General features: G+C 45.0%; 19 protein-coding genes and 1 pseudogene. 6 read left to right on the forward strand and 14 right to left on the reverse strand.

Annotated features, from left to right (window positions below; all coding sequences use genetic code 11):
- Positions 1 to 27: 27 nt before the first annotated feature.
- Positions 28 to 1,809: a monovalent cation:proton antiporter-2 (CPA2) family protein gene (locus AB2J24_RS04010; RefSeq protein ID WP_162654071.1), complete on the forward strand. Its 1,782-nt coding sequence runs from the start codon at positions 28 to 30 to the stop codon at positions 1,807 to 1,809.
- The gene (locus AB2J24_RS04015) at positions 1,810 to 3,243 is read left to right on the forward strand and encodes an MATE family efflux transporter (RefSeq protein WP_367384535.1); all 1,434 of its coding nucleotides are present in this window, start codon (positions 1,810 to 1,812) and stop codon (positions 3,241 to 3,243) included.
- Here the strand turns inward: AB2J24_RS04015 and AB2J24_RS04020 are convergent.
- The 3 genes and pseudogenes from AB2J24_RS04020 to AB2J24_RS04030 all read right to left on the reverse strand — a co-directional run.
- Entirely contained in the window at positions 3,240 to 4,064 is an 825-nt protein-coding gene (locus tag AB2J24_RS04020; protein WP_162654072.1) for a patatin-like phospholipase family protein, read from the reverse strand. The two genes, AB2J24_RS04015 and AB2J24_RS04020, sit on opposite strands and share 4 nt — an antisense overlap.
- Positions 4,065 to 4,088: 24 nt before the next feature.
- The gene (gene rsmD / locus AB2J24_RS04025) at positions 4,089 to 4,646 is read right to left on the reverse strand and encodes a 16S rRNA (guanine(966)-N(2))-methyltransferase RsmD (RefSeq protein WP_367384536.1); all 558 of its coding nucleotides are present in this window, start codon (positions 4,644 to 4,646) and stop codon (positions 4,089 to 4,091) included.
- A gap of 55 nt (positions 4,647 to 4,701) precedes the next feature.
- Positions 4,702 to 5,964, reverse strand: a pseudogene (locus AB2J24_RS04030) (pseudouridine synthase); the annotation flags it as partial.
- A gap of 85 nt (positions 5,965 to 6,049) precedes the next feature.
- Between AB2J24_RS04030 and AB2J24_RS04035 the strand changes: the two are divergent.
- Positions 6,050 to 6,484 (forward strand): nucleoside deaminase, encoded by a 435-nt coding sequence (locus AB2J24_RS04035; RefSeq protein WP_162654447.1) that lies wholly within the window; start codon positions 6,050 to 6,052, stop codon positions 6,482 to 6,484.
- Positions 6,485 to 6,488: 4 nt separating this feature from the next.
- On the opposite strand, the gene AB2J24_RS04040 is transcribed toward AB2J24_RS04035, so the two are convergent.
- The 10 genes from AB2J24_RS04040 to AB2J24_RS04085 form a co-directional block, all read right to left on the reverse strand.
- On the reverse strand, positions 6,489 to 7,103 hold the full coding sequence (locus AB2J24_RS04040) for a hypothetical protein (RefSeq protein ID WP_367384537.1): 615 nt from the start codon (positions 7,101 to 7,103) through the stop codon (positions 6,489 to 6,491).
- A gap of 183 nt (positions 7,104 to 7,286) precedes the next feature.
- The gene (gene ileS, locus AB2J24_RS04045) at positions 7,287 to 10,223 is read right to left on the reverse strand and encodes an isoleucine--tRNA ligase (RefSeq protein ID WP_367384538.1); all 2,937 of its coding nucleotides are present in this window, start codon (positions 10,221 to 10,223) and stop codon (positions 7,287 to 7,289) included.
- Between the two features lie 293 nt (positions 10,224 to 10,516).
- Positions 10,517 to 11,287: an SDR family NAD(P)-dependent oxidoreductase gene (locus tag AB2J24_RS04050; protein WP_367384539.1), complete on the reverse strand. Its 771-nt coding sequence runs from the start codon at positions 11,285 to 11,287 to the stop codon at positions 10,517 to 10,519.
- On the reverse strand, positions 11,284 to 12,033 hold the full coding sequence (locus AB2J24_RS04055; RefSeq protein ID WP_162654078.1) for an SDR family NAD(P)-dependent oxidoreductase: 750 nt from the start codon (positions 12,031 to 12,033) through the stop codon (positions 11,284 to 11,286). Before AB2J24_RS04055 ends, AB2J24_RS04050 begins: the two co-directional genes overlap by 4 nt.
- Positions 12,026 to 13,009: a bifunctional riboflavin kinase/FAD synthetase gene (locus AB2J24_RS04060; RefSeq protein WP_367384540.1), complete on the reverse strand. Its 984-nt coding sequence runs from the start codon at positions 13,007 to 13,009 to the stop codon at positions 12,026 to 12,028. Before AB2J24_RS04060 ends, AB2J24_RS04055 begins: the two co-directional genes overlap by 8 nt.
- A gap of 13 nt (positions 13,010 to 13,022) precedes the next feature.
- Positions 13,023 to 13,871: a TIGR01459 family HAD-type hydrolase gene (locus tag AB2J24_RS04065; protein WP_367384541.1), complete on the reverse strand. Its 849-nt coding sequence runs from the start codon at positions 13,869 to 13,871 to the stop codon at positions 13,023 to 13,025.
- 199 nt (positions 13,872 to 14,070) lie between these two features.
- Positions 14,071 to 15,213: a substrate-binding domain-containing protein gene (locus AB2J24_RS04070; RefSeq protein ID WP_367384542.1), complete on the reverse strand. Its 1,143-nt coding sequence runs from the start codon at positions 15,211 to 15,213 to the stop codon at positions 14,071 to 14,073.
- A gap of 74 nt (positions 15,214 to 15,287) precedes the next feature.
- A complete protein-coding gene (locus AB2J24_RS04075; RefSeq protein ID WP_367384543.1) occupies positions 15,288 to 16,415 on the reverse strand; it encodes an ABC transporter permease in 1,128 nt (375 codons plus the stop codon).
- 19 nt (positions 16,416 to 16,434) lie between these two features.
- The gene (locus AB2J24_RS04080; protein WP_162654082.1) at positions 16,435 to 17,202 is read right to left on the reverse strand and encodes an ATP-binding cassette domain-containing protein; all 768 of its coding nucleotides are present in this window, start codon (positions 17,200 to 17,202) and stop codon (positions 16,435 to 16,437) included.
- A gap of 322 nt (positions 17,203 to 17,524) precedes the next feature.
- Positions 17,525 to 18,451 carry a glutathione S-transferase C-terminal domain-containing protein gene (locus AB2J24_RS04085; RefSeq protein ID WP_367384544.1) on the reverse strand — a complete coding sequence of 309 codons (927 nt, stop codon included), beginning with the start codon at positions 18,449 to 18,451 and terminating at the stop codon, positions 17,525 to 17,527.
- Positions 18,452 to 18,725: 274 nt separating this feature from the next.
- Between AB2J24_RS04085 and AB2J24_RS04090 the strand changes: the two genes are divergently transcribed.
- From AB2J24_RS04090 to AB2J24_RS04100, 3 genes are all read left to right on the forward strand, one after another.
- Positions 18,726 to 19,091, forward strand: coding sequence for a hypothetical protein (locus tag AB2J24_RS04090; protein ID WP_367384545.1), 366 nt, complete (start codon positions 18,726 to 18,728; stop codon positions 19,089 to 19,091).
- Between the two features lie 66 nt (positions 19,092 to 19,157).
- Complete coding sequence (locus AB2J24_RS04095) at positions 19,158 to 19,604, forward strand: SRPBCC family protein (RefSeq protein WP_367384546.1); 447 nt, start codon at positions 19,158 to 19,160, stop codon at positions 19,602 to 19,604.
- A complete protein-coding gene (locus tag AB2J24_RS04100) occupies positions 19,601 to 19,933 on the forward strand; it encodes an ArsR/SmtB family transcription factor (RefSeq protein ID WP_367384547.1) in 333 nt (110 codons plus the stop codon). The genes AB2J24_RS04095 and AB2J24_RS04100 overlap by 4 nt, the downstream gene beginning before the upstream one ends.
- Before the next feature lie 132 nt (positions 19,934 to 20,065).
- Here the strand turns inward: AB2J24_RS04100 and AB2J24_RS04105 are convergent, their stop codons facing one another.
- Complete coding sequence (locus AB2J24_RS04105; RefSeq protein ID WP_367384548.1) at positions 20,066 to 21,103, reverse strand: AbrB family transcriptional regulator; 1,038 nt, start codon at positions 21,101 to 21,103, stop codon at positions 20,066 to 20,068.
- Between the last annotated feature and the right edge of the window lie 144 nt (positions 21,104 to 21,247).

The following is a 21,247-nucleotide window of genomic DNA, read 5'->3' on the forward strand; positions in this document are numbered from 1 at the left end:
TCATTGCCGCGAATGGAATTCATTTAAATGGCCGAAGCTGATGCCAATCTTTTCAATTATGCGATTGTGTTATTAGGAAGTGCCGTTATTGCAGCACCTCTATTTAAACGCATCGGTTTGGGCACGGTTTTAGGCTACCTGACAGCCGGCATCGTCATCGGACCTATATTGGGGTTCATTGCAGATAGTGAGAAGATTTTGCATGTCGCAGAGTTAGGTGTTGTGCTCCTTCTATTCATCATTGGTCTGGAATTGAAACCCTCTCGCCTTTGGCGCATGCGGCGTGACATCCTTGGAATGGGCAGCATACAAGTGCTTGTGACAGGCTTGATATTGATGGCGTTTAGTTATTACTTTGCTGTAGACAGTATTTCGACAGCCATTGTTATCGGATTTAGTCTTGCCTTGTCATCAACAGCATTCACACTGCAAATTCTAAACGAAAGCGGTGATCTTAATCGATCCTATGGCCAAAAAGCTTTTTCGATCCTGCTTTTCCAAGACATTGCGATTATCCCACTCCTTGCATTGGTTGCAATTCTTGCACCAAGTGCAGACCCTAGCACCGATTCTATGTTGCAAGACGTGACGATTGCGGCACTTGCCATTATCTTTTTGATTTTAACGGGTCGATACTTACTCAACCCGCTTTTTCAAGTTATTGCGAGTACTGGCGCCAAGGAAGCCATGATTGCTGCGGCCCTGTTCGTCGTTTTAGCTGCCGGCGCCATGATGGAATATGCCGGACTTTCCATGGCGCTCGGTGCCTTCATCGCCGGAGTAATGCTATCAGAATCATCATTCCGGCACGAGCTTGAAGCAGATATCGAACCATTCCGTGGAATTTTACTCGGTTTGTTTTTCATGGCTGTCGGTTTGTCTCTCGATCTTCAAGTTATTTATGAAAATATGCTTTTGATCCTTTTGTCAGTCCCTATCATCATGTCTGTGAAGGCCATCGTCATTTATCAATTGTGTCGTGGGTTTGGTTCGCACTCGAACGAAGCAATTCGCGTAGCAAGCATTTTACCCCAAAGCGGTGAATTTGGTTTTGTAGCGTTTACGGCAGCTACCGCAAATCAACTACTATCGCAATCGACAGCATCAACACTTGTTGCCATTGTTACAATCTCCATGGCACTTACTCCGCTGGTTGTTAGAGTTGGAAACATGCTATTATCCAATGTTGCAGATGAGGGCATGGAAGAAGATTTCAAGGACGCGGGATCCGATGTTTTGATGATCGGATTTTCTCGTTTTGGTCAAATTGCATCACAAGTTTTTCTAACCGGCGGAACGGATGTTACTATTCTTGATCAATCGGCAGAACGTATTCGCAATGCGCGGAAATTTGGGTTCCGAATTTACTTTGGCGATGGCCGCCGCCGCGATGTGCTCAAAGCAGCGGGAATTGAACGCGCAAAAATAGTTGCTGTCTGCACAAATGAGCGCGACACAACGGATAAAATCGTTGAACTTATTCGTTCCGAATATCCAAACGTAAAGCTTTTTGTTCGTTCATATGATCGTGCACACACGCTGGCACTACGAGCGACGGGTGTTGAATACGAAATCCGAGAAACCTTCGAATCAGGTATCGAATTTGGCCGCAAAACACTTGAACATCTTGGTATGACAGAACAATTATCATCAGAAATATCTGATGAAGTCCGGCACCGCGATGAAGAACGCCTTGCTCTGCAAGAAGTAGACGGTGTTGCTGCAGGAGGCGATCGGATTTTGACAAAACCAATCAAACCTGAACCCTTGGTAAAGCCAAAACCAGATAATCAAGAAGGCAGCAATTAAATGGTGAGCGAAAAAACAGATGTTGTTGAAGCCCAACCGAAGTTTGTAACGGGTTCAACAATGCGTCATGTTATGACGATGACGGCAACCGGCTCCATCGGCCTTGTGGCAATCTTTTTAGTCGATGCATTTAACCTGTTTTACATTTCACTCCTTGGTGAAGATGAACTTGCTGCAGCTATTGGTTATGCCGGCACGCTGTTATTTTTCACAATGTCGCTTAATATCGGTCTCTCAATTGCCGCCACTGCACTCACATCACGTGCCTTAGGCAGTGGCGACAAGGCAGAGGCCCGCAATCTTGCAGGCGCATCTTTATTCTATATGTTTGCACTTTCGGCAATTGTCGTTGCTCTAGCCTATCCCTTTATAGATGACCTACTTGCCTGGATTGGCGCCACCGGAAACACTGCAGTTCTAGCCCAAGGCTATATGGAAATCGTTATATTATCTTTACCCGTTCTTGGCTTAGGAATGTGTTGCGCTTCGCTTCTAAGAGCAGTTGGTGACGCTAAAAGTGCAATGTACGTAACACTAGGCGCTGGTTTTCTCACAGCCATTTTAGATCCCCTATTTATTTTTGGTTTCGACATGGGAATAAACGGTGCCGCAACAGCGACCGTTATTTCGCGTTTTTTCATGGTTGGCTTCGGGTTCTATGTCCTAATTAGAACACATGACTTAATTGCATTCCCGACACTGCAAACCATCATTCGCGAGATTAAACCCTTCATGATTATTGGCGGCCCTGCCATTTTGACCCAACTGGCAACACCAATTGGAAACACCTACATGACTGCAACAGTTGCCGAATATGGAGACTCTGCCGTGGCCGGGTGGGCTGTTGTTGGCCGCATTATTCCAGTTGCTTTTGGTGCGTTATTTGCACTATCAGGCGCAATAGGTCCCATTCTTGGCCAAAATTTAGGTGCCCGTAAATTCCACCGGATTGAAGATGCAATTAAGGATAGTTTTATCTTTACCGCCGTCTACGTCATAGTCGTATCCGCGATTCTGGCGCTCGCAGTTGAACCGATAGCCGATGTATTTGGTGCAACAGGTCAAGCACGAGACGTCATCACATTTTTCTGCCTCTGGATAGCCATCAGTTTTCTGTTCAACGGCATGTTATTTTCTGCAAATGCCGCATTTAATAATCTTGGGTTTGCCCTCTATTCAACCTTATTTAACTGGGGTCGCTCAACATTGGGTGTTATCCCCTTTGTTTGGATTGGCTCGCAATATTATGGTATTAATGGTGCTCTTGCGGGTTATGGTTTAGGAGCAGTCTTCTTTGGTATAGCGAGTGCGGTTGTTTGCTTACGTGTTGTCAAAAAACTTGCCGAGAAAGCAGATCATGAAGATCAAGACGGCTTGCATTATCCACCTGCTGCACAATCCCCGTTCACAAGCGGTAAGGCATCCGCACTCTAACTTAAAGCGCGTTCTAGCTCTCGTTTGAGATCATCTCTTATACCAACACTCGACGCAAGAATTTCATCGGCTCGCAAGAAGTCCAACACGCGGAAATCATGGATATCGGGTACCAAGAATATATCCGGTGGTGATTTTTGGAGCCTGAGATCAATAATGGATTGCATCATCAATTGGCTTGCGCCAAAAGCCGCATCTGTCGTGCCGGGTATTTTACCATCATCGCCATTTGGAAATCCCGCAACATCAATTGCAATCACAACATCCGCTACACCCTCAAGATGATCAAACGGAAGCGGATTATAAATTCCACCATCAATCAAAAATCGTCCATCTCGTTTTACAGATTTAAACACTGCTGGAATAGCTGCCGATGCCGCTATGGCTGAATGCAGATCACCTTGGTCCATAATTGTTTCATGATGGCCATAATAATCCGTCGCTATCAGTTTTGTAGGAATTTTTAGATCATCAAAACTCAGTGGAATTTGCTCTGGCAGAAACGCAGATAGAATCCGTTCGATGTTAAACTGCCCGAGACTGACACCTTCTGAAAACACGGCACGCCAACCGGGGCGCCTTGCTTTCCACGCACGTGTCGCGATTTCCTTTGGATCATTAAGCGTATCATCAATAAAAGATCTGATATCTTGCCCGCTCATACCTGACGCCATGGCGGACCCCATGATTGCCCCCACAGATGTGCCACTTATGGCAACAGGTGTCAGGCCAAGTTCATCTAACACCTCGATGACATGGACATGAGCAAAACCACGCGCACCACCGCCACCAAATGCCACTGCAATTGTTTTGTCACTCATTTATAGGCTCCATCTATGATCACATTAGATGTTATAAATATAGAACCACATTCTGGTTTCGCCAAATGAACGCGCGTCCTGCAACTCAAACCGTTCATCAAGCTTTGGCTCTATGTCACTATGTTCTTCCAAGATGACTAAAGCTTCTTCTCGAAGCCACTCATGATCGGCTGCGGTGTTAATAGCTTTCTCACCCAAGCCTTGACTGTAAGGAGGGTCTGCAAACAGAATGTCAAATTTATCAACAGTCCCACGAGGACCAAGTTTTGTCGCGTCTCGACGGAAAACACGTGTGCAGCCTTGAAGTGCCAAATTGTCAACATTCTGGCGTAGAAGCCCACGACCCTCAATACTCGTCTCCACGAACAAAACAAATTCTGCACCACGTGAGAGTGCTTCAACTCCGACAGCACCAGTTCCGGCAAACAACTCAAGAACACGCCCATCTTTCAGATGGTCAGAGTAGCTGTGTGTGAGTATATTAAACAGGCTTTCACGTGTCCGATCTTTTGTCGGTCGAATATCATTACTTTTGGGAGCGGCAATGGGCCGCCCTTTATATTTACCTCCGACGATCCGCATTTGGTCCTTTTTTCATCTTGCTTTTAAAAGGTTTAGCGTTTTTGGAAGTATCGCCCTTATTAGAACTCGTTTTGCCGTTCGCATCACCACTTTTTTTTGAGCGAAACGTTTTTTGAGGATCGAGCTTATCTTTAGATCGGTGCCAATTGCCTTTGGCAGGTTCGCGGCCTCGGTCAGCTACATCCTCTTTTTTCTCAACTGTTGGACGTGCCCCCTTACCCATCCATACATTAGCGGATCTATCACGCGGACCTCTGTAACCCGATTTTTTTTCTTCTTTAGGTTCGTCTTTATCAAACTTGCCTCGTTTACTGCGATCTTCAAAACCGCCTGGCCTTGTGCTCAATCGATCACGTGCACGTTCTTTGCGTTCAACTTCTGTAAGTTTTCGGCGAGGTTTCCACTCCGCAGCTTTTTCACGCTCTTCCTTGCTCTCATGTTCGCGAAGTGGTGCATCAAAATTAGCTCCCGAATCTTCTATCAAGCGTGGTCCAAGTTGATCGCGCAACATTCTGCCACGCACTTCAACAACTTTTCCTTCTTCAAGTTCTGCCAATTGGAACGGACCGTAAGAAAGACGGATCAGGCGGTTTACATCAAGCCCAAGTGCGGCAAGCACGACTTTAATTTCGCGATTTTTTCCCTCGCGCAGACCCATCGTGATCCATACGTTAGAACCCTGAACACGATCTAACGTGGCTTCAATCGAGCCATAAAGCACGCCTTCTACTGCGATACCGTCCTTAAGCTCATCTAGTTGAGCCTGATCAATCTTACCATGCGCACGCACACGATAACGGCGAAGCCAACCCGTGGATGGTAGTTCCAAAGTGCGTGCAAGTCCCCCATCATTGGTTAGGAGCAAAAGACCCTCAGTATTGATATCCAAACGACCAATAGACATCACGCGGGGCAATTCTTCTGGCAGTTTTTCAAATACGGTTGGACGTCCCTCAGGATCATTATTTGTCGTCACAAGACCTTGTGGTTTATAATATAACCAAAGTCTCGTACGCTCAATTGAAGCGACAGGCTTGTCATCTACTTCGATATTATCCGTGCTCGATACATTCAGTGCAGGCGTATCCAGCACTTTTCCGTTGACCTTCACACGGCCTTCTTCAATCATTCGCTCAACTTCGCGTCTGGATGCAACACCCGAACGGGCAAGAACTTTTGCTATTCGGCCTTCGACCAGAACGGGGGCGGATTCCACCTTTTCAGGAGAAGAAGAACGCTTATCATCGCGCTTAAATGGCTTTTTGTCGCCTGATTTTGTTTTATTGCCACGAAATGGGGGCTTGTCTTGTTTGCTCATATGGTGTTTGCCTCTGCTTGGGGCTGTCCTATCAGTTTCATGCAGCAAGGTTAAGGAAATAATTCTATTGGCAAAAGAAAGCTTTATGAATTTTGCGATTGAGGAAGCTAAACTTGCTTCCCAGCGCGATGAAGTGCCTGTTGGCGCCGTTATCGTCAAAGATAACGAGATTATTGCCAGAGCAGGTAATCGCACACGAGAATTGAACGATGTAACAGCGCATGCGGAGATTTTGGCTATTCGTCAGGCATCACAGATCCTGAATTCTGAACGCCTAACCAACCTTGACCTTTATGTAACGTTAGAGCCATGCGCGATGTGCGCCGCTGCTATTTCTTTTGCTCGCATTCGGCGCCTTTATATTGGCACTGAAGATGTGAAGGGTGGCGCGGTCTTAAATGGTCCTCGTTTTTTTCAACAAGATACCTGCCATCATTCACCGGAGGTTTATTCTGGGTTTAATGAAGCGATGTGTGCTGACATATTAAAGAGCTTCTTCTTAAAGCAACGGGAAAACTAACTTATTAGCGTTTCCAAACTTGCCACCAGCGCTTACCGGTGCCCTTTACAGTTGCGCCAGCTTTAGCAAGACGTTCTTTTGTCTTTTCTGTTTCACCAAGCTCACCAATAGGTGCTGTATTTGCAGGAGTTTTATAGCCCGCAGGTGGATCAGATAAATAGCGGCGGTCTTTATACTGACCTTTTTGTAGCTTCCGAGCTTCCAAATACGCCTGGCGTTGTTGCTTTTTAGTTAAGCGCTGATTAGCGCGGTCCGGACCAGTTAGCGCTGAACGATAGCCTAACTTACCCCTGTTCGCATCTGCATCAGCGACCAGACGATCCCTGATCTCTTCGGGAGATTCTGGCCAAATTTGCTCGTTCTTCACCACACTTGTCTGCGGTTCAGGCAAAGAGGATCCTGCAGGCGGCTGAACTAAATCAGGGCGCGGCTTGTAATCAATATCAGCACCTTTTTGCGTCTTAAGCGACGCAAGATTGCCCAAATCATCTATCAGCTGTTCCGACGAGGTTTTATCCGTACCATAAGTCGGAGAGGATAAGCAGCCACTCAGCGACAAACACGCCAAAAGCAATACAGAACCTGAAACAAATTTTTTGATATTTTCAGTCAGTAACATCCGTCAATCCCACTCAAAAACGCCCAATTCAATACTCAATAACCACAGATTCCGGCTTATTTCAGGCAGCTTTTACCTGATCGGAACAAAATTCGCAATCATCGTTACGTCATTGTTACTCCAAGGCGAATAACAAAACATGAAGCAGGACCATTAATCAAGGCCCAGCTCCGCTCGTATATTCTATAAACGTCCCAATGCTTTAAGTTCCTTCAACACCGCAGCATCACGTGCAGATACATCTGGATAATCGGCAACAGAGCCAACATCATTGGTTACGCGCCAGGAACGTGCGCATTTCTTACCGGTTGCAAGTTCCGGCACTACGCTCACGGATGCAGTATCTTCAAGAACAAAAGCACTGTCCGGTGCCTGACCGGAATGCATGCTGATATCTGATGTGATGCAGATATCAGCAAAGTTCATATCCGAAACAACTGCAAGCAACTCATCGTCATTGATATAAACAACTGGAGCTGCTTCCAAAGATGAACCAATGCGCTTTTCACGGCGTTCAATTTCCAGAGCACCTGTGACAACACGGCGAACCGTTTTTACCTTATGCCATTTATCTGCCAAGGCCTGATCAACCCAGGCTGAATCAACATCAGCAAATTGTGCGAGATGAACTGACTTTGCTTCAGGATAACGCGTTAGCCAACTTTCTTCCATTGTAAAGGGAAGCATTGGTGCCATCCATGTCACAAGACAATCAAAGATTTTAGCAATTGTTTGCAATGAGGCTTTGCGCGTCAGGCTTGATGGCCCCTCACAATAAAGCGTGTCTTTTCGAATATCAAAATAGAAAGCTGATAGCTCCAAATTCATAAAGTTCGAAAGACTTGCAAAAACGCGTTTGAAATCAAAATCATCATAGCCCTTGCGCACGACAGCATCTAACTCCGCCAAACGATGCAGCATCAAGCGCTCCAACTCCGGCAATTCTGAATGCGCGACTTTCTCGCCATCATAATGGGCAAGTGTGCCGAGCATCCAGCGCAATGAGTTCCGCATTTTACGGTAGGCATCGATGGATGTTTTCAATATCTCAGGCCCGATACGCAGATCTTCAGCATAATCAGCCGAGGACACCCACAAGCGCAAAATATCAGCTCCTGATTGTTTGATAACTTCCTGCGGCGTTACAACATTGCCAAGAGACTTGGACATTTTCCGCCCATCTTCGGCCATCACGAAACCATGCGTCAGCACAGCATCATAGGGAGCACGGCCACGTGTTCCGCAACTTTCAAGCAATGATGAATGAAACCAGCCTCGATGCTGATCAGAGCCTTCAAGATAAAGATCCGCTGGCCATTTCAGATCCGGGCGTTCTTCTAGGCAGAAAGCATGCGTGGAGCCCGAATCAAACCAAACATCCAAGATATCTCGCACCTGTTCCCACTCATCAGGATTAGCGACCATCCCCTCTAGGAAACGTTCCTTTGCACCATCAGCAAACCATGCATCGGCACCTTCTTGTTTAAATGCATCTTTGATACGGCTCACCAACTCGTCAGATTTAGCAAAATCCGGACCCGGGATAATTTCATTGGTTTCAGGATTTCGGAATACGCAAATTGGAACACCCCAAGCACGTTGACGTGATAGAACCCAATCTGGACGCTGCTCGATCATTGTGCGAAGGCGATTTTGTCCTGCAGCAGGAACGAACCGAGTTTCATCAATTGCGGCAAGTGCTGTTTGGCGAAGCGTTCCGGCATTGCTGGTTGATGCATCGCCTATAACACCATCTTTGTCCATATATACAAACCATTGCGGGGTATTGCGGAAAATGATCGGTTTTTTAGAACGCCATGAATGTGGGTATTCGTGCTTTACACGACCACGGGCAAAGAGATTATTCTCGCCAATAAGCGCTGTGATCACTGCTTGGTTGGCTTTACCCTTCTTACCTTTATCATCGATAACGCGAACATCGCCAAACCCAGGCGCCTCTTCCGTGTAAGATCCGTCGTCTGCAACAGGGAACGGAATATCAGACGAGATACCTTGCGCTTCAATCTCATTGCGGCGAGCAACCCAGATTTCAAAGTCATCACGACCATGACTAGGCGCGGTGTGCACAAAACCAGTACCTGCATCATCAGACACATGATCCCCGTCAAGCAACGGTACATTGAATGAATAGGCATCATTGAAACCGCGAAGCGGATGCGCGCATGTGATGGAAGCAAACTCTTTGCTTGTCACATCACGAACACGCTTGAATTCGACCTTGGCTTTTTCAGCACATTCTTGCGCCAATGCATCAGCAAAAATCATTTTATCGCCCGCTTGTGGCCCAAAATCGTTTTCAGCAGATGCGACTTCATACAGGCCATAATTGATCTTAGATGAATAGCAGATTGCACGGTTTCCTGGGATCGTCCAAGGCGTCGTTGTCCAGATAACAACAGATAAACCAATGAGGTCTTCTGGGCCCTTTACGATTGGAAACTTCGTCCAGATCGTATCAGATTCATACATCTCATATTCGATTTCAGCTTCCGCTAACGCGGTGCGCTCGACAACGGACCACATGATTGGTTTCGAACCACGGTAAAGCTGACCAGACTGTGCGAATTTCATCAACTCGCCAGCAATTATGGCTTCTGATGAGAAATTCATCGTTTTGTAAGGCTTTTCAAAATCACCCTCGACACCTAGGCGGCGGAATTCATCTGTTTGCACACCAATCCAATGATCTGCAAAGTCTCGGCATTCCTGGCGAAATTCGTTGATTGGCACTTCATCTTTATCTTTACCCTTAGCGCGGTATTGTTCTTCGATCTTCCATTCAATTGGAAGGCCATGACAATCCCAACCAGGTACATAATTTGCATCATACCCACGCATTTGAAATGAGCGAGTAATCATATCTTTTAGGATTTTATTGAGCGCATGACCGATATGCAGGTTACCGTTGGCATAGGGAGGGCCATCATGAAGTACATATTGCGGCCTGCCTTTGGAAGTTTCGCGCAGCTCTTTGTAAAGCCCTATCTCGTCCCATTTTGCAATCAAACTTGGTTCCATTTTCGGAAGACCAGCGCGCATGGGGAAATCTGTTTTGGGCAGGTTAAGTGTTTTTGAATAATCGAATGTTTCGTCTGTCATAATATTGGCTTTTTATCTGCCTTACGCCCGAGCTTTCTTTGCTCACAGACAATAAGGATATTTACGTAGATATGAAGGGCGACGTTGCAACGTCAAAATCCCGGGACTCCACTATGATTACAAATGTAATTACGCGAAGACCGGGCTTATAATTCGAATTATTCGAACTGCTATTTTCAATGATAAGCTCAACAAATCAAATCTCTTGTTCATTTCAAACATGTATTAGATGTTTTTTGCCTACAAGAAAAGTGTTTTTGTTGTCTAAAACCATAGGGTCGCCACCAGAGATTTTACCAAACGGCGCGATCCAGTTTGTCATAGATGATCTTGCGCATCAGTTTGGTCATGAAATTGGGTGCAATTTTTCCTAAAAAGCCAGTAATCTTAGCGACACCGCCAGGGTGAAGAGTTTTAGCGTTCCGAGATGCCGCATTCAATATTCTCATTGCCAACTCTTCTGGCATCATTCGCTTTTCTGCACTTGCACCCTTTGGGGCATGGCGTTCAGCATGGGCTGTTCGAACAGGCCCTGGAAAAACGGTCGTGACTGCAATACCTCTTTTTGCGAAGGGTTTGCGAATGCTTTTGGCAAAAATAGCAATTGCATCCTTACTTGCACCGTACACAGACGCACCCGGATATCCCGTTGCATGAGAAAGCGATGAGATGAAGATCAAATTGGCATTGTCCGCGTAGCAATTCTCCCGAGCCATTGCGATTGAAGCCTGCATTGGAAAACCTGCATTCAGTCTGATAAGGTTTTCGTAGGCTTTTGGATCAATCTCTTCAAACTTTCCAGTTGCTGAAATGCCGGCATTATGAATAATGAGGTCGCATTTTCCGATGTTTTTGAGTTGCTCAATCAATTTGTTAACTGATTTTGAGTTAATAAGATTAATATCAATGTATTTCAATAGATTAGAATCAAAATTCTTCTGTAACTTTACATTATTGACATCAATTGCAATGACTTCCACGCCTTGTAGGATAAGCTTCTCGCACAATGCCAGACCAATGCCGCTTGCCGCACCCGTTACCATTGCTCTATGCCACCTTTTCACGATTTATCCCCCGTTGTCCGCGTCTTTACCGATTGGCTATTTGAGAACATCCAGCTCTTTAGCTTAGCGCCCATAAACACTGTTGCTTTCATTTTCCTCGTCTGCATTAATCTTGCGATCTCTGAAGCCATTACATTTGCTGGAACAAATAGATGTTTCTCCCATCCCAGTTTATATCCAGCTTTTTCAAGCATTGGCGTTAAGGTTGGTCCGGGGTGAATGACCTGAACGCCAATCCTATCTTGCCATTCGGATTGTAAGGCGCGGGCAAACCCGTTTAGGCCAGCCTTTGAGGCGGCATAGCTTGCCATTTGAGGCGAACCCTTATGTGCGATAGAACCAATCAGAGTAATTTTGCCAGCAGAATCCTCTAACAATGATACAAGCTCTCTGGTCAGCAATATCGGGAATGTTAGGTTAACGCTGATAGTATTTCCAATTCCAAGAAGTTCCTCATCAAATGGGGATGCATAAATGCCCATTCCAGCACATTGAACAATGTGATCAAGAACTTCTATGCCAAATGCATCAAGTGCATTTGATATTGTCTGAACTGCAGCGTGAGGATTGGAAAAATCAGCCTGAATATATGACACATTTTCGGCAAAGGAATAATCGATATCTGACAGAGGCCGACGTCCAACGAGAATAAGACGGTGAGTTTGCTCAAGGCATTTTGCAAGCTCAAGTCCAATGCCGGAACTCGCTCCAGTTATTAGAGTGAGTTTTTGTACCTCTTTAGCCATTAAAACACATGGCTTGATCAAGCGGACTTATAGGTGAAATAGTTGATAGAACCTGACGTGCCTCAGCTTCATCGTCTTTCATCTGAACAACAAGAGCATCTAATCCATCGAATTTAGCTTCTTCGCGAAGGTATGAAACAAGACTTACTTGGCAAGTCTGTCCATATATATCTCCATCAAAATCGAATATATATGTCTCAAGTACCGGTTCACCATTATCTTCAACAGTAGGACGAATGCCAAAACTTGCGACACCATCATAAAGCTTACCATCATCAAGTCTAAAACGAACGGCATAAATACCCGTCTTTAGCCCACCATCATCAGACAATGAAATGTTTGCTGTTGGATAACCTAACGTGCGTCCGAGTTGCTTACCTTTGACAACAACGCCTGAAACCGTGAAGTGATATCCTAATAGCGAATTTGCTTCGCCCAATTCGCCATCCTTCAAAAAAGATCGAATTCTACTTGATGAAATGACCTGGCTACCCTCATCACGGAACGCATCAACAAGTGTGACGCCAAAATCATTTATTTTACCAGCCTCCATTAAGAACGCCGGGCCACCTTCGCGCCCTTTACCAAAATGGAAATCAAATCCTGTAACAATATGAGATGCACCAAGCTGTTCAATCAAAACATGCTGTATGAAATCATCGGCAGACTTACCTGCAAAGTCGCGGGTAAAGTTCTGCTCGATCACTGCATCAAACCCTAAAACTCCCAGAACTCTTGCCTTTAACGACGCTGGAGATAAACGATAAGGCGCATTTTCAGGTTGAAAGATGGCTCGAGGATGAGGTTCGAATGTCATGACCAATGAAGGTACATTTGCGTCTTGCGAAATTTCCAGAGCACGATCCAAAACGGACTGATGCCCACGATGCACGCCATCAAAATTTCCAATAGCGACGACACCGCCACGCAATGTTTCAGAAAGGGATGTCTCTCCTGAGAAACGCTTAATCCGCATACTTAAAGCCCACCTAACATACCCATTCCATCCAGTAGTTAGGACGCACACCTTGTTTGGCTAAAAAGCCTGTAAGCTTTAACTCATCAATATTATCACTATCGCCATAATTCTGGATATGAATTCCATGGGCAACAAACACCAGATCAAGACCGTAATTTATAGCACCCTTCACATCTGTCGGCATTCCGTCGCCTATCGCAACAACGCGAGATTGGTCAATCTCACCTCTAATTTTAGATGCTATTTCGAGGGCAGTTTGATACATCGGCTTATGCGGCTTCCCTGCGACATAGACGTCACCGCCAATTTGCTTATAAAGCTGGGCAACCGCACCGGCACACGGAATCATTCGCTCACCACGCTCGACAATCAGGTCAGGGTTGGCACACACAAATGGCAAATTTCGCACCTTGAATTCCGCTAACATATCTGAGTAATCTTCTGGTTTTTCAACATTATCATCAAACATACCTGTACAAACAATAGCTTCAGCTTCTTCCGCTTTTACGCGCACAACATCCAAGCCATCTAATATTTGCAAATCACGGTCAGGGCCCAAGAAGAAAACGTTCTTTGGCATCTGTTTTATAAGATGTCGTGTTAGATCACCCGAAGTGACAATGTCATCATAAGCCTCTGGGGGAACGCCAAGCATTTCAAGCTGGGATGCAACACCTTGCTTTCGACGTGGCGAATTTGTGATTAGAATTACCGTTTTTCCAGCTTCACGTAGAGCCGACAGTACTTTTGGTGCGCCTTCATAAACACTCACGCCATTATGCAGCACACCCCAGACATCACTTAAAATGACATCATATTTGTCACCAAGGTCAGTTAGGCTTTTCAATTTTTCAAGCATGAAGCGGCCTCCAAACACAGCTATCAAATGATTATGCTGTCTTGAAGCAACTGGCGGATAAACTCAAGTAGAAAGATTGAATTTTGGTCTCTCAAGCAGGAAGCTTGCAAACGACAAAGAAAAACCACGCAAATGATTTCTCGAGTTGCGTGGTTTGTAAGACGCGCTTGGGGGGGGGCGCCTCTTTTGAACTTTAAGATTACCGATCTAAAGCGCCAACACCGGAGAAGCGGAATGCTTCTTTTTCAAGATTATCAATCTCTTCAGCACTCATTTGATCATGCGCAACAGTGATACGACCGAGAAATACCAATGGCATTTCATCGTTGCGACCTTCCATATCGGCTTTAATAGCTTCTGCAGTTGCGGCACCAACATCATCACCCATACGCATAGGCGTTGCATCAAGTTCACCGCGACGGATTGCATCTAACTCAAGGCCTGTACCACCCCAACCAGTTGAGAAAATATCTTTCTCCTTACCAGCTGCAACCTGTGCTTCAACAGATCCCATCGACATTGCAGTATTGGCATTGTGGATGACCGTTGCTTCAGGATAGGCTTGTAGGATCAAGTTGGTTCCCGCAAATCCGCCTTCGCGCTGGTATTCGCCATAATGTTCATACACAACATTCCAGTTACCTTTTTCAGCTACGCAATCTTTGAAGTCACCAGAACGTTGATTGTCCGTAATACCGGGAATCCCTCGGTTCATTGCATAGGTAACGTCCTTACCTAGGCGCCCAACCATATAATCACAGATTTTTATGGCCCCGTAAGCCGATGAGAAATCAAGCCACATGTCAGGCTGGTTTTTAAGATATTTAAGCGGTGTATGGAATGCCCAAACAAATGTATCAAAATCATCTTCTGCTGCAAGCTTATCAATATTGTCAGCTTGCGTTGCCAGCTCTGAGGGACCAAAAATAACATAGTCATACAGGTCTTTATCTTGCGCAACCTGAGTTGCATAAGTTGACTGAAGAGAATGCTCAATCTGGCGCGATGCAAATTCAGTTGTTTTGTATGTAATGCCTAGCTGGTCGAGACGTTTTGTCAAAGCTAGATATGCACGTGCCCAAAAATCAGATGTGTCGGCGGATGGATAAATCAAGGCGATTTCAATCGGTTTTTCTTGTGAAACAGAAAGCTTTACAGCATCCGCGCCGGTAGCAGCCTGCAACGCCTCGAGTGAACCTTCTTTGTTAACTTGTTCAAATAACCAATAGTCGCGATCTGCATCACCATCCATTGCTTTAAGCGGCAAATCTTGCGCCATTGCGGTGCTAGAAAATGCCAACGCACTTGTCAGCAATAAAGCCTTTAAGATATTGTATTTCATAATATTCCTCCCGTTTATGTATTATAATATGACCTGTTTGCGATCAAACAAGACCTCTTTTGGCTATCTCAAGCTTAATTGCTTGGAACACCACCTCCTGCGAACAGAAATCCCAGTATGAGTAAGACTGCAATTCCACACATTAGACCGACCCCAAGTTTTATTGTCTTAAGACCGTCGGGTGACAACAGACCAGCTAGCAGTCCACGAGCACCATCTCGATCTTTCTTCTCAAGCCAGGTGTAAAGAGCAACTGACGAAACAATTACGACCCCGGAGGCAACTGATTGCCAGAAAAACTCGATCCTCAATGTCACCAACGCATTGACCATCATCGCAAGCAACATAACACCTGCAAACGATCCGATTAATGAACCACGACCACCGAATAAAGACGTCCCTCCAACCACAACAGCTGCAATAACGTGCAAGTTGAAATAAGGTGCGGATGTCGCCTGAATAGCGTTCAGTTTTCCTGTCAACATCACGCCAGCAAGGCCAGCAGCAGCCCCCATCAAAACATAAGCATAAATGCGATGACGATCGACTGAGATACCAGTCATTTCGGCAGCTTCAGGACTGGACCCAATTGCGATTGTATATCGCCCGAAATAGGTTTTTCGGAGTAAAATGAATCCGCCGATCATGGTTGCAATACCGATAAGAACTGGCACTGGCAAGAAAAATGGAATTCGTTCACGGCCAATTGTTGTAATGAGATCTGGAAAACGAGATAGTACTAGACCCTTTGCCAGAATAAGTGCAAACCCACGATAAACCAGATCCATCGCTAAAGTGCCAATTAGATCTGGAACTTTAAGGCGTGTAATCACCAAACCGTTGATAAGACCAAGGGTGGCGCCAAACATGATACCAATAAAAACTGCAATCCAAGCCGGAAAGTCGTAAACCTTGATCGAAAACGCCATCACAATACCAGTGAGAGCCGCTACTGAACCTATAGATAAATCAATGCCTCTTTGGGTAATGACAAATGTCATTGCCATTGCCATCGGCATATAAAGTGCTGCATCCAACAGAATGATTTCCATGTTCGATGCACGGAAATAACGAGCGGGTTCCACAATACCCATGAAGATGATTACAGCGAGGATCATGGCAACCGGGCCGATAAAACCAATATAAGGTTCAATCCTATCTTTAAATGTCAGCGCTGAGTTATCTTGTATAATAGTGTTCATTGTTCTTCCCTAAAAGCGCTTAAGCTGCCGCTTCATTGACCGCGCCAACGATCATTCCCAAAATTTCTTCATTATTTGTATTCTCAGTGGTCAACACGCCGGCTTTCTTACCGCGCCTCATCACGTGAACACGGTCTGAAACTTCCATCACATCATCCAATGAATGAGAAATAAGAATAACAGCCAACCCCTGAGCCTTAAGTGTTTTTATGAGCGTTAAAGTGCGTGCTGTTTCCTGCGGGCCAAGGGCCGCAGTGGGTTCATCCATAACCAAAACACGTAAATTTGCATTATAAACTGCGCGTGCAATCGCCACAGCCTGGCGTTGACCACCCGACAGGCTGGATGTTTCGGCATCCATACTACGTAAGGTAACGCCTAAACGTTCCTTGAGCACGCGCTTGGCTTCTGAGCGCATTTTTTTATTGTCCAGAAATGTCATTCCAAAAAAGTTTCTAGTGAGTTCTGAGCCCAAAAAAAGATTGGCGGCAGGATCTAGATGATCAGCGAGCGCAAGCGTTTGATATACAGCATCAATACCAACCTTGATTGCATCGGCATGGCTATTCATCTCAAGAGGACTATCGTCGAGCGAAATAGACCCTTGAGTTGGCTGATAAACACCGGTCAAAATTTTAATAAGTGTAGATTTTCCAGCGCCGTTATCTCCAACGATTGCCAGGACTTCACCTGAATAGGCATCAAGATCAACGTCATTGAGTGCGACCACACCACCAAATTTCTTCACAATGCCACGCATTGAAATTATGGGCTTCTTCTCGACCATTATTCCTCCCAAAAGGCAACAGAAAGCCGCTTCCCAAAATACGCCACGCGCATGGGTTGAGCTTAAAATTCAACACCTTATATTTCCTCCAATTGGCCAGAACTAAAAGTTCAACGCCAATGAAAGGAATAATATGTTACCGGTAACATTTGTCAAGTGTTATCGATAACTATTGCTAAATGAGTGTGCACCAGCCCTCTTAAGACGAATGTCGCAACATGGAAACTATGTAAATTTATTTCAAATATTACGAAAATTACACTAAAGCATGTTTGCTCTAAACATGCTCATGATGGCTTTAGAGCCTTTCCAATGATAGCTTTCAATCAAGCCCATCGCGATTATCCCAATTGATTAAAGGTTGCTGCCCAATAATAGCAAATGGATTGTGGCTTCCATCATTCACATAGTAGCCAAAACGAATTTCTTCAAAATTGACAGTTTCACGAATACCGGGCATCTGAAAAATACGGCGCGTGAATCGCCAGAGAGCTGGATAATCCACCAGCCTTTTTCTTATACAACGAAAATGTGTGACATAAACCGTATCAAAACGAACTAAAGTCGCAAAGAGGCGAATATCAGCAATCGTTAAATTACTGCCAAAGAGAAAGTGCTGATCCATCAAACGATCTTCAAGATAATCCATTGTCGCAAACACGGTGTCGACTGCTTCATCATATTCTGCTTGCTGCTCCGCTTTACCTGCACGGTAAACAGCATTTGAAAGACCATTGAATATATCGCTCGTTAGGGCATCAATCTCGCTCACTAACATTTCGGGTCGTAATTCAGAACCGTGCCCAGCATGAGAAAAAGCCAAAATAATATCTGCAGATGAATTAGACAGAATCGACTGACGCTTACTATCCCAAAGCATCGGCACAGTCGCGCGACCAGTATAGTTTTTGTCTGTTACAGAGTAGAGCTGATGGGCATGTTGAATATTACTAGACCCCGTAATAGGACCATCTGGCAGCAATCCATAACCCTCAACGCGTAATCCGCCTGCCCATTGTATAAGCACATTCTCAGAAAGTTCTTTGAGAACCAGAGCAATTACTGCGCCATGTGACCATGGACAACTTGCTGAAACGACGAGAATAAACCGCCCTACATCATGCTGCAAAGCATGCAATATTTCTTGGTCAATGGTTGTATCAAGAGTACTTTCCTCTCGGCGATAAGTACCAGATACCATTGAGCGATCTGCTTCATTATCCCATTTACCATCTATCAGCATGCCCATAACAAAAATCTCGCTCCATAACTTCCCCCAATTTATTCTATTATCAGGAAAACAGAAATCAACCTTATCCAAGAGTGCCTTTTTTAGTCACGTAATAAAACAATGCCAGTGCTCAGTCAGTGCTCAGATTATCTGAAAACTTATGCCTCCATGAGAAAATGCACATAATAAAACACATTATATGCACCCATAGGGTTGCATAAACAGATAGATCAAGATATATGCAACAATATGGTTGCACATATACCTAACAGACTCTTGAAGGATGATTATTATGAAGACACAATTTCAAGGTGGCCCCAATATCGCAATGAAAGTTCCGCCACATCAATATGAAGCGACTGTAGCTTTCTATCGGGATGTGTTGCAGCTTGCAGAGCTTCCCAACCAGAATGAGGAAAGTACTGTGTTTAAATTTGGGGAAAACAATTTATGGATCGACAGCGTTAATACAGTCAGCCAAGCTGAGATTTGGCTTCAAGTTATAACAAGCAATAGTTCGGCTGCAGAAAATCATTTGAACAATGCTGGCATCTCGCGCTGCGATACTATCGAACCATTAGGAGATGAATTTGACGGGTATTGGATTTCAAATCCGGCATCTATCATTCATCTTATAGATGGCGTTGAAACACACTAATCCTCAGCGACACTTTGGGCGGGGCCATACAAGTTGCCCCGTTTTGTATTCAGGAAGATAAATAAAATGACCGATCAGATCATTCGCTCTATCCATGTAAACGTGCCCATTGAACGTTTGTGGGTTGCGGTTACAGATCATATGGAATTCGGCACATGGTTTCGAGTTACTCTAAATGACCAATTTGCGAAAGGTAAAGTCATTTACGGAAAAATGACTTTACCTGGACACGAAGGCTTGCCATTTTGGATTAGAATTGAAGCTATGGAGGAGCCAAATTATTTCAGTTTCTCTTGGCCGATAGATGAAACGATAGAACCTGATGATCCAAATATTGAGGGTAAAACAACATTAGTCACGTTCATACTAGAGCCACATAGTGGCGGCTCAAAACTCACGGTTCGCGAAAGTGGATTTGAAAAATTACCAAACCAGAGACGTCTTCAAGTTTTCCGCGATAATCAAGTCGGATGGGAATTTCAAACAGCAAATATCCAGGAGCATTTAAAGTGAGTCTTAGCCAACATCAATCATCCACGGAATTGGCAAACACATTCTCTGCTCTAGGAGATAACAGACGACTTGCTATAGTGGAGCGTTTGAAAGAAACAGATACTATGTCAATTACTTCGCTCTGTGAGGGAGTAGATGTATCCCGACAAGCGATAAGCAAACACCTTAAGGTCTTGGCCGATGCCAAAATAGTCTCTACAGAGAAAGCGGGTCGTGAAACACTCTATAAACTGGAACCCGCCCGCCTTGAGGAGGCTAATGACTATTTGGTCCATGTGGGCGCAAAGTGGGAGCTTGCTCTTCAGAGACTGAAATCTCACCTGGAATAGTTTAATTCATCAGGTCAAATTAGGCGTCGCAATCAACCCTTAATTATATAAAGTATGAAAATGTAGATTTGCAAGCGGTATACTTCAAAACATCATGTATTCACGATACGGGTTCAAACATTTGTTAATCTCTCAGAAGTTTTGCATCCTGCTGATCAATATTGGAATTACGACCGACAATAATAACAATCTACCCGCATGTGCGGCGGCAACAAACCCAGGGTTCGCTCCAATAGCTGCGCCCATAATAGCCATTGTCTCCAGTCCACCAGGTGCAAAAGCCACAAAGACATGCGTCAATGGCATTTGCACGATACCAGTTGCTGCCCAAGCTGCCACTAGTGTCAACGTTGCAGCAAGTGCTGTGCTTACCAGACCCGCAACTGCTGATTCTCGCAGTTGGGTTATGCTGATGCCTGCGAAGCGAGTACCAATCAATGCGCCGATGGCTGCCAAAGCCGGAAATGCTATCCATTGGCTCAACCCGCCAGGTGCAAACTCCGTCAAACGTGCAACAGCTCCAACAACCATGCCCGCCATTAACACTGGTGCTGATAATTTTGTAACTTTGATAATAGGTACAATTGCGACTGCACAAACTGCACAGGTAGCCGTTTGCAACAGGCTCATCTCAGTTCCTTGTGTTGGCCCTATCCCAACACCTGTCTCAACTCCGCTTAACTTAAATGCAAATGGCACGAGTAACGTTAGTGATAACAATCGAATTGATTGCACTACCGCCATTTTATCAGTTGCCAGTCTGAGATCTTCACCTAATGCAATAACGAAGCTCAAGTGACCGGGTGTGGCTGCCAGAAGCGCGGAGCGTGCGTCAGTTCGCATTATCCTTTGCAGAAATCTTTGGCCGACCAAAATCATTACTAATACCGATATTGCCAAAATGGCAAAGGCAAACGGCCACCGAGTAAGCGCTGCTATCGATTCTGGTGATATTGTCGCGCCAATTGCTATCCCGGCAAACAGGAATATTACATCCCGAACCCGCATTGGAAACTGCAAATCGATACCGGAAACACTTGCAATTGTTGTGACGATTGCCGGGCCAGTCAGCAGCGGAATTGGCATTCCTACGCCAATCGCGGTGACAGCGCCACCAACTGTAAGAGTTACTAGCAATAATAATCGGAGCATAGCAGAACGAGAGCTCATCAACAGCAGCATAATACACACTTTATCGATCGTGATGATTGCATTTCTAAATATTGACCAAATCTGTACGAACAATAAAATAAAACTCTACACATAACTCTTACCCTTCCCACGACAAATTTAGCAAAGCAAACCCGTTACATA

It is taken from the genome of Lentilitoribacter sp. EG35 (genome assembly GCF_040784015.1).
Taxonomy (GTDB): Bacteria; Pseudomonadota; Alphaproteobacteria; order Rhizobiales; family Rhizobiaceae; genus Lentilitoribacter.

Bases quoted from the DNA above. Each gene is read 5' to 3' on its own strand.
- AB2J24_RS04010 (WP_162654071.1), top strand. From the start codon at position 28: ATGGCCGAAGCTGATGCCAATCTTTTCAATTATGCGATTGTGTTATTA.
- AB2J24_RS04040 (WP_367384537.1), bottom strand. From the start codon at position 7,103: ATGTTACTGACTGAAAATATCAAAAAATTTGTTTCAGGTTCTGTATTG.
- AB2J24_RS04095 (WP_367384546.1), top strand. From the start codon at position 19,158: ATGACCGATCAGATCATTCGCTCTATCCATGTAAACGTGCCCATTGAA.
- AB2J24_RS04090 (WP_367384545.1), top strand. From the start codon at position 18,726: ATGAAGACACAATTTCAAGGTGGCCCCAATATCGCAATGAAAGTTCCG.
- AB2J24_RS04065 (WP_367384541.1), bottom strand. From the start codon at position 13,871: ATGCTTGAAAAATTGAAAAGCCTAACTGACCTTGGTGACAAATATGAT.
- ileS (WP_367384538.1), bottom strand. From the start codon at position 10,223: ATGACAGACGAAACATTCGATTATTCAAAAACACTTAACCTGCCCAAA.
- AB2J24_RS04055 (WP_162654078.1), bottom strand. From the start codon at position 12,033: ATGGCTAAAGAGGTACAAAAACTCACTCTAATAACTGGAGCGAGTTCC.
- AB2J24_RS04070 (WP_367384542.1), bottom strand. From the start codon at position 15,213: ATGAAATACAATATCTTAAAGGCTTTATTGCTGACAAGTGCGTTGGCA.
- AB2J24_RS04035 (WP_162654447.1), top strand. From the start codon at position 6,050: ATGAATTTTGCGATTGAGGAAGCTAAACTTGCTTCCCAGCGCGATGAA.
- AB2J24_RS04020 (WP_162654072.1), bottom strand. From the start codon at position 4,064: ATGAGTGACAAAACAATTGCAGTGGCATTTGGTGGCGGTGGTGCGCGT.
- AB2J24_RS04060 (WP_367384540.1), bottom strand. From the start codon at position 13,009: ATGCGGATTAAGCGTTTCTCAGGAGAGACATCCCTTTCTGAAACATTG.
- AB2J24_RS04015 (WP_367384535.1), top strand. From the start codon at position 1,810: ATGGTGAGCGAAAAAACAGATGTTGTTGAAGCCCAACCGAAGTTTGTA.
- rsmD (WP_367384536.1), bottom strand. From the start codon at position 4,646: ATGCGGATCGTCGGAGGTAAATATAAAGGGCGGCCCATTGCCGCTCCC.
- AB2J24_RS04075 (WP_367384543.1), bottom strand. From the start codon at position 16,415: ATGAACACTATTATACAAGATAACTCAGCGCTGACATTTAAAGATAGG.
- AB2J24_RS04080 (WP_162654082.1), bottom strand. From the start codon at position 17,202: ATGGTCGAGAAGAAGCCCATAATTTCAATGCGTGGCATTGTGAAGAAA.
- AB2J24_RS04105 (WP_367384548.1), bottom strand. From the start codon at position 21,103: ATGAGCTCTCGTTCTGCTATGCTCCGATTATTATTGCTAGTAACTCTT.
- AB2J24_RS04085 (WP_367384544.1), bottom strand. From the start codon at position 18,451: ATGGGCATGCTGATAGATGGTAAATGGGATAATGAAGCAGATCGCTCA.